The following is a 15,873-nucleotide window of genomic DNA, read 5'->3' on the forward strand; positions in this document are numbered from 1 at the left end:
GAGACGCAATGTATAAAACCACTCTGGCGCACCGCACATGGCAGTTCGCCAGCCTGAAAGAGGTCATGGCCAAAGCTTCCCCGGCACGTTCCGGGGATGTACTGGCCGGGGTTGCGGCACAATCAGCCGAAGAGCGCATGGCGGCAAAAATCGCCCTTGCCGATATACCGCTGCGCGAGATCCTCGACAACCCGCTGGTTCCCTATGAAAAAGATGAGGTGACGCGCCTCATCATCGACACGCACGACAGCGCCGCTTTTACGTTAATCGCCCATCTGACGGTGGGCGAATTTCGTGACTGGCTGCTGGCCGATACCACCGACACTGCGCTGCTGAGCCAGGTTGCTCCGGCGATCACCCCGGAAATGGCCGCCGCCGTCAGCAAACTGATGCGCAACCAGGATTTGATCCTTGCCGCCAGTAAATGCAGCGTCATCACCCGCTTTCGCAACACCATCGGTTTGCCAGGCCACCTCAGCGTGCGCCTGCAACCCAACCACCCGACTGACGATCTGAAAGGCATTGCCGCCAGCATGCTCGATGGCCTGCTTTACGGCGCGGGCGATGCGGTGGTCGGAATCAACCCGGCCAGCGACAGCCTGCCGGTGCTGCAAAAGCTGAACCATATGATGGCGGACATCATCGACCGTTTTGCCATTCCCACACAGTCCTGCGTGCTGACGCACGTCACCAACACGTTACAGCTGATTGAGCGCGGCGCGCCGGTGGATCTGGTATTTCAGTCGGTCGCCGGTACGGAAGCGGCAAACAGCGGCTTTGGAATTAACCTCGCGCTGTTGCAGGAGGCGCACGAGGCCGCGCTTTCGCTGAAACGCGGCACGCTGGGCGATAACGTGATGTATTTCGAAACCGGCCAGGGCAGTTGCCTGTCGGCGAACGCCCATCATGGCGTCGATCAGCAAACCTGTGAAGCGCGCGCCTATGCGGTAGCGCGGCACTTTAAACCGCTGCTCGTCAACACGGTAGTTGGGTTTATCGGCCCGGAATACCTGTATGACGGCAAACAGATTATCCGCGCCGGGCTGGAGGATCACTTCTGCGGCAAACTGATGGGGCTGCCGATTGGCTGCGACGTCTGTTACACCAATCATGCTGAAGCGGATCAGGACGATATGGATACGCTGCTGACGCTGCTGTGCACCGCCGGCCTGACCTTCCTGATTGGCGTTCCGGGCGCAGATGACATCATGCTCAACTATCAGAGCACCTCATTTCATGATGCGCTCTACGCGCGTCGCCTGCTGGGGCTGAAGCACGCGCCGGAGTTCGCCGACTGGCTGACGCGGATGCAGATTATCGACACCCACGGCCAGTTACGCCTCACCGGCGCAAACCATCCGTTACTGACCGTGATACCACAAGGAGCGCCTGCATGAACTCGCCTGATGCCTGGTCCCTGCTGCGCGAATTCACCGACGCCCGCATTGCGCTGGGGCGCAGCGGCGCCAGCCTGCCAACCAACGAAGTGCTGAAATTTGGTCTTGCCCACGCCCAGGCGCGTGACGCCATCCATCAACCCTTCGATAGCGACAGCCTGGCAAGCCAGCTCCACGAACTGGGGCTGAGCACGCTGGAAGCGCACAGTGCAGCGTCGGACCGACATATCTATCTCAACCGCCCGGATCTGGGGCGCATGCTGAGCGAAGAGAGCCGTGCCGATCTCGCCGCCAGCCGTACGCCCGCGCACGATCTGCTGCTGGTAATTGGCGATGGCTTGTCATCGCACGCGGTACACCGCCAGTCCGTGGGCTTAATCCGCGCCCTGCTGCCCTACCTTGAAACGCTGGGGATTTCGCTTGGGCCGATTGTGCTGGCGCACCAGTCACGCGTGGCGCTGGGCGACGATATCGGCGAAACGCTGGGCAGCAAAGCGGTGGCCATTCTGATTGGCGAGCGGCCCGGTTTGTCCTCGCCGGACAGCCTGGGCGTCTACCTCACCTGGAAACCGCAGCGCGTGCGCATTGAGTCGGAACGCAACTGCATCTCCAACATTCGCCCGGAAGGGCTGAATTACGAAGCGGCGGCCTTCAAACTGGCGTGGCTGCTGGAACAGGCGTTTTTGCGCCGTCTGACCGGCGTGCACCTGAAAGATGAGAGTGATAACCCGGCGCTGCATGGCCGTGTTACGCCACGGATTAGCGCAACAAATTAACCCGTTGGCAATGCGGTTCCGCGTTGCCACTTTTCTCCCACCGCTCACTGCCCTTCCCCTTCGTCATTCGTCCCTGTCAGGCATAAAAAAGTGCTTACCCCCCGGCAGCACATCGTCTAAGTTGATGGCGTGATGAAAAAACCAAACGGGTAACCTATGAAAATTGTCGTGTTAGATGGCGGTATTCTTAATCCGGGCGATCTTAGCTGGCAGGGGCTGGAGCAACTGGGCGAAGTGGCGGTATATGACAACTCCACGCCGGAGCAAGTGGCAGAAAGGCTGGCGAACGCCGATGTCGCCATCACCAACAAAGTTGCGCTGGGCGAAACGGTGTTCAGCCAGTGTCCGGCACTGAAATTTATCGCCGTCACCGCCACCGGCTATAACATTATCGATCTGAGTGCCGCGCGTTTACGTGGTATTGCCGTCTCCAATGTGCCCTCCTACGGCACCGCTACAGTGGCGCAATTCACCACCGCACTGCTACTGGCGCTGTGTAACCGCGTCAGCGAACACAGTATGGATGTTCGCGCCGGTGGCTGGCAGCAGCGTAACAGCTGGTGTTACTGGCTGAATCCGATGGTTGAACTGGCGGGCAAAAAGATCGGCATTATCGGTTATGGCCGCATCGGCCAGGCGGTGGGCGCTATCGCCCAGGCGATGGGGATGACGGTGCTGGCCTGCGCGACGGGTTCAGCGAAAAAGGTGGAAAACAGTAACGTGCGGTATGTTGATCCCGACACACTGTACGCTGAAGCTGATGTCATCAGCCTGCATTGCCCGCTGACGCCTGCCACCAAAGGGATGATCAACCACAGCACGCTGCAAAAAATGAAACCCGGCGTACTGCTGCTGAACGCCTCGCGCGGCGATCTGGTGAATGAAGCGGATCTGGCTGCCGCGCTGAATGAAGGCCATGTCGCCGGCGCGGCGGTGGATGTACTCTCCAGCGAACCGCCTGCTGCCGATAACCCGTTGCTGTCCGCCAAAAACTGCCTGATCACCCCGCATATTGCCTGGGCATCGGTGGAAGCGCGCGGGCGCATTCTTGCGACAACCGTGGAAAACGTCGCTGCGTTTATTACCGGACAACCGCAAAACCGGGTGGATTAAGCGATCGGCGCCCGTTTGATCGCTTGAGCGAACAACCAGGCGCGATCTGCTTCACACTATTGTCTGATGGGCTACGCTTGGTTAATCCCCCTGATTCAGCAAGGAGCCGCCAATGATTGCCACGCAGACCCTGTTTCCGCGCCGACTGCCTCACCCGGACCCAAGCGATCCGGCGATTCTCAACTGGGCGAAAAACGCCACGCTGGCGGCAGAAAATGCCCTGCAAACGCCGGAGAACGAAGCGCAATTGCAGGAGATGATCGCCACCGCTGCGGGCAAAATTCGCTTTATCGGCAACCGGATGTCGCCGGGCAGAATGCTGGCGCTTAGCGGCCCGGAAGATCGGCTTATCGATCTTTCTCGCCTGCGGGGCGTGCTGGAAGTGGACAACGACAGTGTGACCTTTGGCGCGGGAACGCCGTTGCATGAGATGTTTGAAACACTGACCTCGATGAACCGCATGCTGGCCGCCTCGCCGGGCGTGATTGATGCGCAGACGCTGGCGGGCGCGATCTCCACTGGCACGCACGGCCAGGGAATGCAGCAAAGCTCGCTGGCGGATGAAGCGCTACGTATCCGGCTGGTTGATGCCACAGGCAACGTGCATGAGATCGATCGCCAGCATCGCTGGTTTGGCGCAGCACAGCTTGGTCTGGGCACGCTCGGCGCCATCAGCGCCGTCACACTGCGTACCCGCCCTTTCACCCTTTTTACCTGTTTCAAAAGCGCCAGCCCTGCCGATACGCTGGCGCAAGATCTGAACGACTGGAACGCAGAATGGGCGTTCAGCAAAGCATGGTGGTTCCCGGATGAAAATAAAGTTCATGCGTGGAAGTCCCGCGAAGCCACCGCCGAAGAGCAGGCGCGCTGGCACGACAATCACGGCGATCTGGTCGAGATGGAAAGGACGGACACAAAGATGAACGCGACCGTCGATAAAACGCTGGAACAGATGCGCGACGACACACAGATTGTCGATGACAACGGCAAACCGTTTCGCACCGTCACGCGCTTTAAAGATTTCACCGATGTGATTGGCGACATTTACCAGGTTTTTTGCCGGGGGATTGCCACGCCGCAAATCAATATTGAAATCAGCATTCCCATGGCGCGCGCTCCGGCGGTAATAGCGCGGATTAAGGCGTGGCATGAACGCTCGCACCCGCATATGCACTACCCGATTATTTTGCGCTGCACCGGACCTTCACAGGCCTGGCTCAGCCCGGCGTGGCAGGAACCGACCTGTTTTTTCGGTTTTGTAGTCTATTACGCCGCCGACGGCTCACTCTCTGAAGAGGGGCTGGAATTTCTGCGTGCCGCCGAACGGATGCTGGCGGAAGAAGGCAGTAAGCCGCACTGGGGAAAATATTACGACCCAACACTGTACGACTGGCCCACGCTGTATCCGCAGTGGTCGGCGTTTCAGGCAGTTCGCCAGCAGCTCGATCCGCAGGGGAAATTTCTCAACGCCTTTATGACGGAGCTACTGGCATGAGCGGCGCATTTGCCTGGGTGACGCTGCTGACGCAGCCTGATTATCTGCGCGGCGTGGAGACGTTGCAGCGCTCGCTGCGCGCCAGCGGCTCGCCGTGGCCGCTGGTGGTCATGGTGACGCCTGCGATTGATGACAAAATGCGCCAGCATCTGCAAACGCGGGGCTGCCGGGTGCAGGAAGTCCCGGTCACAGGCCCGGACCCGGCGCTGGCGCACCGCTATGCCAATGAACGTTTTGCCGAGGTGTGGAGCAAGCTGGCGGTGTGGCGGTTGACGGAATATCAGCGGGTGGCCTTTCTTGATGCCGATATGCTGGTGATTAACAACATGGATGAGGTGTTTTCGCTGCCACTCGCCGCAGGCACCATTGCTGCCTGTCATGCCTGTCGCTGTAATCCCCAGCGCATTGCCAGTTATCCGGAAAGCTGGCGGCCGGAAAACTGCTATTACAGCTGGTGTGATGATCCCGGGATGCACGGCCATCCGCCCGCGTCGCTGGATAACTACCTCAACGGCGGTTTTCTGGTGCTGACGCCGGACGAGGCGATGTATCAGCAGATGATGCAGCGGCTGGCGGAGAAAGCCGATATCTCAGCGTACGTTTTTGCCGAGCAGGATTTCCTCAACGAGGTGTTCCGCGATCGCTGGCAGCCGTTGCATTACGGCTATAACGCGTTAAAAACTCTGGCGCTCCAGCATCCGCAAATGTGGGATCTCGCACGGGTGAAGAATATTCATTACATCATTGATAAACCGTGGGAGAAGACGCCACAGCCGGGAGATAAGTGGTACGAATTACATAAGTTGTGGTGGGAATACGCGTAAATCACCGACCTGGGGTGGGTTGTTGTGCCCGGTGGCGGCTGCGCCTTACCGCCTACGCAGAGGCAAAATCAGCACTCTTTCCCAGGCCGGATAAGCGCAGCGCCATCCGGTGGATGGCGCTAAAACCTCACAGCATTTGCAAATAGATCCGCCGCAAAAGCTGGGTGATCGGCCCCGGTTTACCGTCGCCGATGGTCTGCCCGTCAACGGCAATCACCGGCCAGACAAACGTGGTGGCCGAGCTGATAAACACTTCACGGGCGTTACGCGCCTCTTCCGGAGTGAACAGCCGTTCCTCGATCGTCACGCCGTGCTCCTCGGCCAGCTTCACCAGCGCTTTGCGGGTGATGCCGTGCAGAATGCTGTTGCTCAGCGGGCGGGTCACCACGGTGTTATCGTCCTGCACGATATAGCAGTTACAGGAACTTCCCTCGGTGATATAGCCGTTTTCCACCAGAAAAGCGTCGTCGGCGCCCTGCGCTTCGGCAAAGGCTTTTGCCAGACAGGGTGCCAGCAACTGCACGGTTTTGATATCCCGGCGCTGCCAGCGAATATCCGGGCAGGTCACCACACGGATGCCTTTGCTGGCCGCCGGATGATCCACCACCGCGCGCGCCTGGGTGAATAACACCAGCGTCGGCGGTGTACTGGCAGGCGGAAAATGGAAATCCCGATCGCCTGCGTTACCGCGCGTCAGTTGCAGGTAAATGCCCCCTTCCTGCAACGCATTTTCGACAATCAGCCGCTGGTGGATCTCGCGCAGGCCGTTTTCATCCACTGCCAGCGTTAACCCCAGCTCGCCGCAGGAGCGCACCAGCCGCGCATAATGCCCGGCAAAATCCACCAGCTTGCCATTCACCACGGCGGTCACTTCATACACGGCATCGGCAAACAAAAAACCGCGATCAAAGATCGATACTTTCGCCGCCGCTTCCGGCAGGTATTCGCCATTCACATACACTGTGCGTGACATTATTCTCTCCTTACGCTTCGCCATCAGCCCCACAGAGCCGCTGTCGGTGGAAAAAGTTCGCTGCCATCATAATGCAGCCCGTGCGGGCGATCGTCCGCCAGCAGCAGCGGCCCGTCGAGATCAACAACGCTGGCCTGCTGCGCGACAACCACGGCGGGCGCCATCGACAACGACGTCGCCACCATGCAACCCACCATGATTTGCAGCCCAAGCTGCTGTGCCTGTGCCCGCACGCGCAACGCTTCGGTCAGGCCGCCGGTCTTGTCGAGCTTGATATTGATAAACTCATAACGCCCCACCAGTTGCGCCAGCGTGGCGGAATCATGGCAGGATTCATCGGCGCACAGCGGCACCGGATGCGGCAACTGCGCCAGTACGGCGTCATGCCCCGCCGCAAGCGGCTGCTCGATTAGCGAGACGCCAAGCGCCGCCAGCGCCGTCGCCTGCTGTAAATAGATACTCTCGTTCCAGCCTTCGTTGGCATCGACGATCAACCGCGCCTGCGGTGCGCCTTCACGCACCGCCGTCACACGGGCGATATCCTGCTCATCGGCCAGCTTCAGTTTCAGCAAGGGACGCCAGGCGTTTTCCCGCGCCGCCTGCTGCATCTTCGCTGGCGTATCCAGCGACAGCGTATAGGCCGTTTGCAGATGGTGCGGCGTTCCGCTGCCGGTCAGTTGCCAGATGCTCTGCCCGCTGCGTTTGCACTGCCAGTCCCAGAAGGCGCAGTCCAGCGCATTGCGCGCCGCGCCAGCCGGTAGCCGCTGCTGCAACTGCTCGCGGCTCATTCCGGCAGCGAGCTCGCCGCGCAGCGCCTCAATCTGCGCCATCACGCTCTCAACAGTTTCGCCGTAGCGGGCGTAAGGCAGGCATTCGCCGCGCCCGGTAATGCCCTGCGCCTGCAATGTTACCGACACCACATCGGCCGCCGTACGGCTGCCGCGCGAGATCGTAAATGCCTGGCGCAGCGGCCAGCGCTCATGCGCTACCGAGAGTTCCATTACAGCGTCGCCAACGCGTCTACCAGCGCGCCAACGCCCTGACGGAACGGATCAACCACCGGCAGCCCGGTGCGCTGCTGCAGGGAGGACATCAGCGCAATCGCCTCTGCCTTATCCAGCGCCGAGGTATTGACGGAAATGCCGATAAATTTCGCTTTCGGGTTCGTCAGTTGTGCCATTTTCAGGTTCAGTGCCATGCAATCGAGAATATCCGGTACAGGATAGTCAACGCCGCGCATATGTGTGCGGGTCGGTTCGTGGCACAGCACCAGCGCATCCGGCTGCGCGCCGTGGATAAGCCCGGTGGTCACTCCGGCAAAGGAAGGGTGAAACAGCGAGCCCTGCCCTTCGATGATATCCCAGTGATCGGCGTCGTTATCCGGGGCGAGGGTTTCCACCGCGCCGGAGACGAAGTCCGAGACAACCGCATCTACGCTGATGCCGCTGCCGCTAATCAGAATGCCGGTCTGCCCGGTTGCGCGGAAGGTGGCTTTGCCGCCACGGGCGAGGATCTCTTTTTCAATCGCCAGCGCCGTGTACATCTTGCCGCAGGAGCAGTCCGTACCAACCGGCAGCAGACGTTTGCCGCTGCGTTTACGCCCGCTGGCGACAGGATATTGCTGAGTCGGGTGGCGAACATCAAACAGCGAGCGGCCAAGACGGTCGGCCAGCGCCTTCAATTCCGGGACATCAGCCAGTTTATTATGCAGGCCCGCCGCCAGATCCAACCCACTTTCCAACGCATGGCTGAGGATGGAAATCCACTCTTTTGAAATAATACCACCGCGGTTAGCGACGCCGACTACCAGCGTTTTTGCTCCCGCTTTTACCGCTGCGTCAATATCCATATCCGGCAACTGACAATTGGCATGACAGTTCGCCATACGGTATTGCCCGACACAATATTCCGGGTGCCATTGTTTAATTCCTTCCGCGACTTTCGCCGCCAGTTGATCGTGCGCATCACCTAAAAAAAGCAGATAGGGTTTTTGAATATTCATTATTTATCCCCCTCAGGATAAGACTGAATAAAATAATTAACGCAGAAATAACATTTCTGAAAAATGGAATAATAAACTGACTGCCAATGCAGAATAACAAGGGTTTTATTATTGTCAACCACCGCCAATGCAGGCCTTAATTACCATATTTATTACAATTATCCAGTTTTTTATGCTGCCAAAGAGTTTGTAAAAAACAACTGAAAATATTTTTATCTTTAAACAAGGCGATTGCAGACAGCGCAGGCATGAAAATATTTTGCGCGCTACCTCACTTATTTATTCATGCACCACAACGGCGCACCTGCACTATTTTAGGCAACCAAAACAGTGCTATCACGGCGGGTAAATCTATAAGAAGAATGGATGAGAAAAATCTAATTAATGGATGTATGGTGAAATCGTTATTAACAGGCAAATCCTTTATTAAATAAATGCGATAAATCAAAAGCATCAGGCCGTTAATTCCTGTATTCCGGCCGCTTCGTTATTCCAGTGTTGCGCATTAATTGATGGTTAAACATAAACAATCAACTGACGGACGTGAGGTAACAATGAAGAGTTTTGGTGGGAAAGTCTCTTTAATGGCCGTACTGATTTCCGGCCTGGCGGGCGCACACAGTGCACTGGCAGAAGAAATTAAAATCGGTGTGGTGTTGCCGCTGAGCGGCGCGCTGAGCGGCTATGGTCAGCCTTCACAAAAAGGTCTGGATCTGATTCAGAGCATCACCCCGACGCTGAAAAACGGCGATACCATTAAACTTATCGTCATCGACGATAAGAGTGACAAAGTCGAAGCGGCGAACGCCATGCAGCGCCTGGTGTCCAGCGATAAAGTGGATGCCGTGATCGGTGAAGTGACCTCTTCGAATACGCTGGCGATGGTGAAAATCGCCGACGACACTAAAACGCCGCTGGTCTCTTCGACGGCAACGAACGATCGTGTTACCCGCAACCATCCGTATGTCAGCCGCGTCTGCTTCTCGGACAGCTTCCAGGGCGTGGTCGGCGCGAACCTGGCATCCCGCGATCTGAAAGCCAAAACCGCCGCCATCGTGTTTGACAGCAGCAACGACTACTCGGTTGGCCTGGCGAAAGCCTTCCGTACCCAGTTCCTGAAAAACGGCGGCACCATTCCTATCGAAGTGCAGGCGCCATCGGGCAGCAAAGATTTCAAAGCGCAACTCTCCAGCGTGAAAGCGAAAAACGTCGACATGATCTACATGCCGATTTACTACACCGAAGGCGCGCTGATTGCCGTGCAGGCGAAACAGCTCGGTCTCAACAAACCGGTCGTGGGCGGCGATGGCCTGGCGGCGGACCCGGTATTTTTCGAAGTGGGTAAAGATGCGGTCAACGGCTATATGACCACCGATTACTACTCACCGAACGCCAAAGAGCAGACGCCCGCTGGCGAAGCCTTTATCAAAGCCTGGGAAGAGAAGTTCAAAACCCCGACCCACACCTGGGGTGCGATGGCGGCCGATGCGTACAACGTGATCGTCAACGCCATGAACCAGTGTAATAACCCGCGCGATCGCGTCTGTGTTAACGAGAAAATCCGCGCCACCAAAGACTTCCAGGGTGTGACCGGTACGCTGACGCTGAAAGATGGCGATGCGGTACGCAGTGCGGTGATCAACGAAGTGAAAGATGGCCAGCTCGCCTTTAAAACCGTAGTTAATCCGTAAGCAGTAACCGGCTGTTAATAAGAGGTTTTTTAATGGATGGCGCCATTTTTCTCCAGCAGGTAGTCAACGGCATGAGTCTGGGCGGCATGTACGCCCTGATCGCTATCGGCTACACCATGGTTTACGGGGTTCTGCGCCTGATCAACTTCGCGCACGCGGATGTGATGATGGTCGGCGCATTTGCCACCCTGTTTCTGTTTTCCTCGATTGGGCTACCCTTTGGGGTAGCCATTTTTCTGACCCTCGGTTTGTGCGGCCTGCTGGGCATGTTCATTGACCGGGTCGCCTATCGCCCGCTGCGTCAGGCATCGAAAATTTCGATGCTGATCACCGCCATCGGCGTCAGTTTTTTTCTCGAAAACCTGTTCAACGTGCTGTTTGGCGGCAGTTCGCGCTTCTTCTCCGCGCCGGACTACTTCAACAAAACGCTGACCTTCGGCCACATCATCATTACCAACGTGGCGTGGATCGTGCCGGTGATCACCGTGCTGCTGTTGCTGGCGATCCTCTGGCTGCTCTATCGCACCCGTTATGGTATGGCGATCCGCGCAGTGGCGTTTGACGTTAATACCGTGCGGCTGATGGGCATCGACGCGAACCGCATTATCTCGCTGGTGTTTGCCCTCGGCAGCAGCCTCGCAGCGCTGGGTGGCGTGTTTTACTCCATCAGCTACCCAACCATTGACCCGTTAATGGGCGTGCTAATTGGCCTGAAAGCCTTTGCGGCAGCGGTGCTTGGCGGTATTGGCAGCGTCACTGGCGCGGTGCTCGGCGGCTTTATTCTCGGCTTTACCGAAGTGGTCGCGGTCGCCATTTTCCCCGAGCTTGGCGGCTATAAGGACGCGTTCGCTTTCATGTTTTTGATTCTGGTCTTGCTGTTCCGCCCGGTAGGCATCATGGGTGACGAACGCCTGGAAAGGAGCCGTTTCTGATGTTGAACCCGACCACGACGCTTGCCGCGCAGGGGCGTAACCTGCTGATTATTCTTATCACCATTGCGCTACTGGCAGGGATTAACCTGCTGTTTAACGACTACATTGTGCGGGTAATCAGCACCGTTTTTGTCTTTATGATCCTCGCTGTCAGCTACAACCTGATTAACGGCGTCACCGGCCAGCTTTCGCTGGAGCCTAACGGATTTGTCGCCGTTGGCGCATATGTCACCGCGCTGTTTATTCTCTCCAGCGACAGCAAAATGGATATGTTCGAAATGGCGGCGCCCAGCCCGTTTATTATGGTGCTGCACGCCAGCTTCCTGCCCGCGCTGTTAATCAGCGGCGTGTGCGCGGCCGTGCTGGCGGTGTGTCTGGCGTTTCCGGTCTTCCGCGTGCGCGGCGACTATCTGGCGATTGTCACGCTTGGCTTCGGTTTTATTATCAAGATCCTCGCCATTAACAACCCGCAAATCACCAACGGCGCGATTGGGCTGAACGATATTCCCCAGCAGCCGCATCTGCTGTTCTGGTGCGGCCTGTTCGCGCTGGCGGCAACCGGGATGATCCTGCAACTGGTGTGGTCGAAGTACGGTCGCATGATGAAGGCGATTCGCGACGATGAAGATGCGGCGATTGCGATGGGCATCAATACCTTCCGCATTAAAACCTGCGCGTTCGCCACCAGCGCTTTTTTTGAAGGGATTGGCGGCGGCCTGCTGGCCTCGCTGCTGACGACGATCTCGCCGGGGTTGTTCGATTTTATGCTCACCTTCCAGTTGCTGATCATTATTGTGCTTGGCGGTCTGGGCAGCACCACTGGCGCGCTACTGGGCACCATTGTGGTGGTCGGTAGCGGCGAATGGCTGCGTTTCCTTGACCAGCCGCTGTCGCTGTTCGGTCACGATCTTGGCTCTTATCCGGGGCTGCGGATGGTGGTCTTCTCACTGCTGCTGTTGCTGATTATGTTGTTCGCCCGTGAAGGGTTGCTGGGGAAAAAAGAGCTGTGGCAGTTGCGCAGAAGGAGCCGTCATGACAGCAAATAACGTCATCCTGCAAGTCGAGGATATTGTGATGCAGTTCGGCGGGTTGCGGGCCATCGATAACGTCAGTTTTCATGTCGATGAAGCGGAGATTTTCGGCCTTATCGGCCCCAATGGCGCAGGGAAAACCACGCTGTTTAACGTCATCACTGCGAACTACAAACCAACCAGCGGCAGCGTGACGCTGGCGGGGAAATCGATCAAAGGGCTGAAGCCCAACCAGGTAGTGAATGCCGGTATTGCGCGAACCTTCCAGAATATCCGCCTGTTTAACTCCATGACGGTGCTGGAAAACGTGATGGTCGGGCTGGATCACGCCAGCCGCTATTCGCTGCTGGAAGCGGCGTTGCATATTGGCCGCTACTTCCCGGCTGAACGCGCCGCGCGGGCAAAAGCGATGGAACTGCTGGAGTATATCGGCATTGCCGAGTACGCCGATTTGCAGGCCACCAATTTGAGTTACGGCAACCAGCGTAAAGTGGAGATTGCCCGCGCGCTGGCAACGGCGCCGCAACTGCTGTTGCTGGATGAGCCCGCCGCCGGGATGAACCCGAAAGAGACGGAAGATCTGGCCGGGCTGATTTTCCGCATGCGCAAGGATTATCAACTGAGCGTGCTGCTCATTGAACATGACATGCCTTTCGTCAACGCATTGTGCGAACGGGTAATGGTGCTGGAGTATGGCAAACCGCTGTTTAGCGGGCTGATGTCTGAGGCGATCCAACATCCGGAGGTGATCTCCGCCTACCTGGGGGAGGTACGTTATGCTTAGCGCCCGCGAGTTAAAGGTATTTTATGGCGTCATTCAGGGGCTGAAAGGCATCGATATTGAGATCAACGACCGCGAAATTGTGACGCTGATTGGCAGCAACGGCGCGGGAAAAACCTCGACGCTGAACGGCATCATCAACCTGGTGCGCTCAACCGGGACGGTAAATTTCCTCAATGAGGATATCTCGCGCAGCCAGACGCACCATATCGTGCGTAAAGGGCTGGCGCTGGTGCCGGAAGGCCGCAAAATCTTCACTAACCTGACCATCGAAGAAAACCTGCGCATGGGGGCGTATAACAACCTCGCAAACTTCACCCGCCTGCGGGACCGCATGTTTACCCTGTTCCCGCGCCTGAAGGAGCGGCGTAAACAGATGGCGGGCACCATGAGCGGCGGTGAGCAGCAGATGCTGGCGATCGCCCGCGCATTGATGAGTGAGCCGGTGTTGTTGATGCTGGATGAGCCAAGCCTCGGTCTGGCTCCGAAAGTGGTGGGTGAGCTGTTTACCACCATCCGTCAGTTGCGCGAAGAGAACATCACCATTCTGCTGGTAGAGCAAAACGCCACCGCGGCGCTGACCATCGCCGATCGCGCTTATGTGCTGGAGAATGGCAAGATTGTACTTTCCGGCGCGGCGCAGGAGGTGCTCGCCAACCCGGAAGTGAAAAAGATGTATCTCGGCGGGTAAACTCTATTCGTGGCTTGATGCCGGGTAGCGGCTTCGCCTTACCCGGCGCGATAAATGCCATGCCCGATAAGCCTTCGCGCTGTCGGGCATGGCGGTGCGATCACGGTTGCGGCCAGCGATGCTCCTCGGAGGCCGCCGTTGCCAGCAGCCAGTCGCGAAAATCCCGGCTCATCCGCTGTAATACGGCGGATTCGTCGTACACCAGGTAATAGGCAATCGGTGAAGCGACGGTAATGGCCAGCGGGCAGATCAAACGCCCACGGCTTAATGCCTCCGCCACCAGTACCCGGCGCACCAGCGCAACGCCCCTGCCCGCCAGTGCGGCTTCAATCACACCGTTTGAATCGATAAATACCGGGCCTTTATCGATATCCACATCATGTATGCCCTGCGTGTCGAACCACAAACGCCAGTCCAGCCGGTGTTCATCATGCAGCAGCGGGTAATTCAGTAATTCGCGCGGCGAAGCGGGACGGTTTTCCGCCAGCAGCGCCGGGCTGCACACCGGCAACAGATGGTCGTTCACCAGACAGTGCGACTGAAGCCCCGGATACACACCCGCGCCGTGACGTACGGCAAAATCGATCCCTTCATTGCTCAGATTGACCACCCGGTTAGTGGTATTAATCTGCACCTCCACGCCGGGATGCAGTTTTTCGAAAGCGCCCAATCGCGGCAACAACCACTGAATGGCGAAGCCGGGCGTGCAACTGACGGTGACTTTGCTCTGGCTGGCGTTATCCATTAGCCGCTGCGTGGCCTGTGATATCTGGTTAAACGCAGGCTGAATAGCGCGCAGGTAAATGTGCCCTTCCGCCGTCAGCGCCAGAAAGCGCGGCCCGCGCATAAACAACCGGACATTCAGCCACGCCTCAAGCCTGGCGATTTGCTGGCTCACGGCACTGGCGGTAATGCATAACTCCTCGGCCGCCGCTTTCATACTCATATGTCGGGCGACGGTAGCAAAACAGATTAACGCCTGCAGGGGCGGTAGGGTCATCGCGGCTCTCCGCATAATTAAGTGCAACTAAACTGTAGCAAAAATGCTGGTTTGTCAGCCTGATGCCACCGGGGTAAAACATTTTTAGTTAAAAACGCAACACAAGGAGTTGCACAATGCGGGCCATTGATTACCTGAGATTAATGATGCTGGCGGCCATCTGGGGCGCGAGCTTTCTGTTTATGCGGATTGCCGCACCGGAATTCGGTGCCATTAACACCGCTTTTCTCCGCGTGCTGTTTGGCTTTCTTGGCCTGGCGGCACTGCTGGCGCTATTTCGCCATACGTTTCAGTTTTCCGGTAAGCTGCGCGCGGCCCTGCTGCTTGGAGTGATTAACTCCGGGCTGCCGTTTTTGATGTACTGCCTGGCCGCGCGTTGGCTGCCTGCCGGGTATTCCGCTGTTCTCAATGCCACCACGCCGTTGATGGGCGCGCTGGCGGGCGTGGCGTTTTTTGGCGAACACCTGAGCGGGAAAAAGTGGGCGGGCGTGGTACTCGGGCTGGTGGGGATTTTGACGATTACCACGCTCGGTGAAATGCGCAACGTGCAGGAGGTCGCCGCTGGCGTGGCGGCGTGCCTGGTGGCGACCGGCTGTTATGGCGTTGCCGGTTTTCTCACCCGCAACTGGATAACGGCGCGCGGCGGGCTGGATCCGACGCTGGTCGCCTTCGGCAGCCAGGCGGGCGCCACGCTATTTTTGCTGCCGTTCTGCGCTTGGTCGATTAGCAGCGGCGCAACCATCAACTGGGCGCAGCCGTCAGTGTGGGCCTGCGTGCTGGCAGTCGGCCTGCTCTGCACCGCCGTGGCGTATATTCTCTATTTTCGCCTGATTGCCGATATCGGGCCGCTGCGCAGCCTGACTGTTACCTTTCTTATCCCGCCGTTTGCCGTGCTGTGGGGCTACCTCGTGCTGGGCGAAACGCTGAACGGTGGGTTTCTTATCGGCGCGCTGATTGTCTGCCTGGCAGTATGGCTGGTGGTCAGCCCGACGGCCGCGAAACGCCGTTAGCACAGGTTCTGCTACGCTTATCTTCACACCACTTTAGCGCGCTGCCGCTGCGCTTCGCCTCAAAATGGTGCATTTGCGCCTGTACTCACCACGAAAACGCATTGCCAGCCATGCTGGCATGCTTTCTGCATTTTTACAGAATCTTCACACGCGCAAT

The 15,873-nt window shown here is 57.8% G+C and carries 15 protein-coding genes; 11 read left to right on the forward strand and 4 right to left on the reverse strand.

The window, feature by feature from the left end; all coding sequences use genetic code 11:
* Nucleotides 1–8: 8 nt before the first annotated feature.
* The 5 genes from Y71_RS21275 (at nt 9) to Y71_RS21295 (ending at nt 5,605) form a co-directional block, all read left to right on the forward strand.
* On the forward strand, nt 9–1,397 hold the full coding sequence (locus Y71_RS21275; RefSeq protein ID WP_007373444.1) for an ethanolamine ammonia-lyase subunit EutB: 1,389 nt from the start codon (nt 9–11) through the stop codon (nt 1,395–1,397).
* Nucleotides 1,394–2,173 carry an ethanolamine ammonia-lyase subunit EutC gene (gene eutC, locus Y71_RS21280; protein ID WP_007373443.1) on the forward strand — a complete coding sequence of 260 codons (780 nt, stop codon included), beginning with the start codon at nt 1,394–1,396 and terminating at the stop codon, nt 2,171–2,173. Before Y71_RS21275 ends, eutC begins: the two co-directional genes overlap by 4 nt.
* A 156-nt stretch (nt 2,174–2,329) precedes the next feature.
* Entirely contained in the window at nt 2,330–3,286 is a 957-nt protein-coding gene (locus Y71_RS21285) for a D-2-hydroxyacid dehydrogenase (protein WP_007373442.1), read from the forward strand.
* A 112-nt stretch (nt 3,287–3,398) separates the two neighbouring features.
* On the forward strand, nt 3,399–4,781 hold the full coding sequence (locus Y71_RS21290) for a D-arabinono-1,4-lactone oxidase (protein ID WP_007373441.1): 1,383 nt from the start codon (nt 3,399–3,401) through the stop codon (nt 4,779–4,781).
* Entirely contained in the window at nt 4,778–5,605 is an 828-nt protein-coding gene (locus Y71_RS21295; RefSeq protein ID WP_007373440.1) for a glycosyltransferase family 8 protein, read from the forward strand. The genes Y71_RS21290 and Y71_RS21295 overlap by 4 nt, the downstream gene beginning before the upstream one ends.
* Before the next feature lie 127 nt (nt 5,606–5,732).
* Here Y71_RS21295 and Y71_RS21300 read toward each other — a convergent pair whose 3' ends face one another.
* The 3 genes from Y71_RS21300 to dgcN are packed head-to-tail and all read right to left on the reverse strand — an operon-like array spanning nt 5,733 to nt 8,580.
* The gene (locus tag Y71_RS21300; protein ID WP_007373439.1) at nt 5,733–6,578 is read right to left on the reverse strand and encodes a D-amino-acid transaminase; all 846 of its coding nucleotides are present in this window, start codon (nt 6,576–6,578) and stop codon (nt 5,733–5,735) included.
* Nucleotides 6,579–6,601: 23 nt separating this feature from the next.
* The gene (gene dgcA / locus Y71_RS21305) at nt 6,602–7,579 is read right to left on the reverse strand and encodes an N-acetyl-D-Glu racemase DgcA (protein WP_007373438.1); all 978 of its coding nucleotides are present in this window, start codon (nt 7,577–7,579) and stop codon (nt 6,602–6,604) included.
* Complete coding sequence (gene dgcN, locus Y71_RS21310) at nt 7,579–8,580, reverse strand: N-acetyltransferase DgcN (protein ID WP_007373437.1); 1,002 nt, start codon at nt 8,578–8,580, stop codon at nt 7,579–7,581. The genes dgcA and dgcN overlap by 1 nt, the downstream gene beginning before the upstream one ends.
* 554 nt (nt 8,581–9,134) lie before the next feature.
* Between dgcN and Y71_RS21315 the strand changes: the two genes are divergently transcribed.
* From Y71_RS21315 to Y71_RS21335, 5 genes are read left to right on the forward strand one after another with little or no spacing between them, the layout of a single operon-like run.
* A complete protein-coding gene (locus Y71_RS21315) occupies nt 9,135–10,271 on the forward strand; it encodes an ABC transporter substrate-binding protein (RefSeq protein WP_007373433.1) in 1,137 nt (378 codons plus the stop codon).
* Between the two features lie 32 nt (nt 10,272–10,303).
* Nucleotides 10,304–11,203 carry a branched-chain amino acid ABC transporter permease gene (locus tag Y71_RS21320; protein WP_007373432.1) on the forward strand — a complete coding sequence of 300 codons (900 nt, stop codon included), beginning with the start codon at nt 10,304–10,306 and terminating at the stop codon, nt 11,201–11,203.
* Entirely contained in the window at nt 11,203–12,249 is a 1,047-nt protein-coding gene (locus Y71_RS21325) for a branched-chain amino acid ABC transporter permease (RefSeq protein ID WP_007373431.1), read from the forward strand. The genes Y71_RS21320 and Y71_RS21325 overlap by 1 nt, the downstream gene beginning before the upstream one ends.
* Complete coding sequence (locus Y71_RS21330) at nt 12,236–13,018, forward strand: ABC transporter ATP-binding protein (RefSeq protein ID WP_007373430.1); 783 nt, start codon at nt 12,236–12,238, stop codon at nt 13,016–13,018. The genes Y71_RS21325 and Y71_RS21330 overlap by 14 nt, the downstream gene beginning before the upstream one ends.
* On the forward strand, nt 13,011–13,706 hold the full coding sequence (locus Y71_RS21335) for an ABC transporter ATP-binding protein (RefSeq protein WP_007373429.1): 696 nt from the start codon (nt 13,011–13,013) through the stop codon (nt 13,704–13,706). The genes Y71_RS21330 and Y71_RS21335 overlap by 8 nt, the downstream gene beginning before the upstream one ends.
* Before the next feature lie 100 nt (nt 13,707–13,806).
* Here Y71_RS21335 and gcvA read toward each other — a convergent pair whose 3' ends face one another.
* Complete coding sequence (gene gcvA, locus Y71_RS21340) at nt 13,807–14,706, reverse strand: transcriptional regulator GcvA (protein WP_007373428.1); 900 nt, start codon at nt 14,704–14,706, stop codon at nt 13,807–13,809.
* Between the two features lie 116 nt (nt 14,707–14,822).
* On the opposite strand from gcvA, the gene Y71_RS21345 reads away from it, so the two are divergent.
* The gene (locus Y71_RS21345; protein WP_007373427.1) at nt 14,823–15,716 is read left to right on the forward strand and encodes a DMT family transporter; all 894 of its coding nucleotides are present in this window, start codon (nt 14,823–14,825) and stop codon (nt 15,714–15,716) included.
* Nucleotides 15,717–15,873 lie beyond the last annotated feature (157 nt).

Origin of the sequence: Kosakonia radicincitans DSM 16656, assembly GCF_000280495.2 — a bacterium.
Classification (GTDB): domain Bacteria; phylum Pseudomonadota; class Gammaproteobacteria; order Enterobacterales; family Enterobacteriaceae; genus Kosakonia; species Kosakonia radicincitans.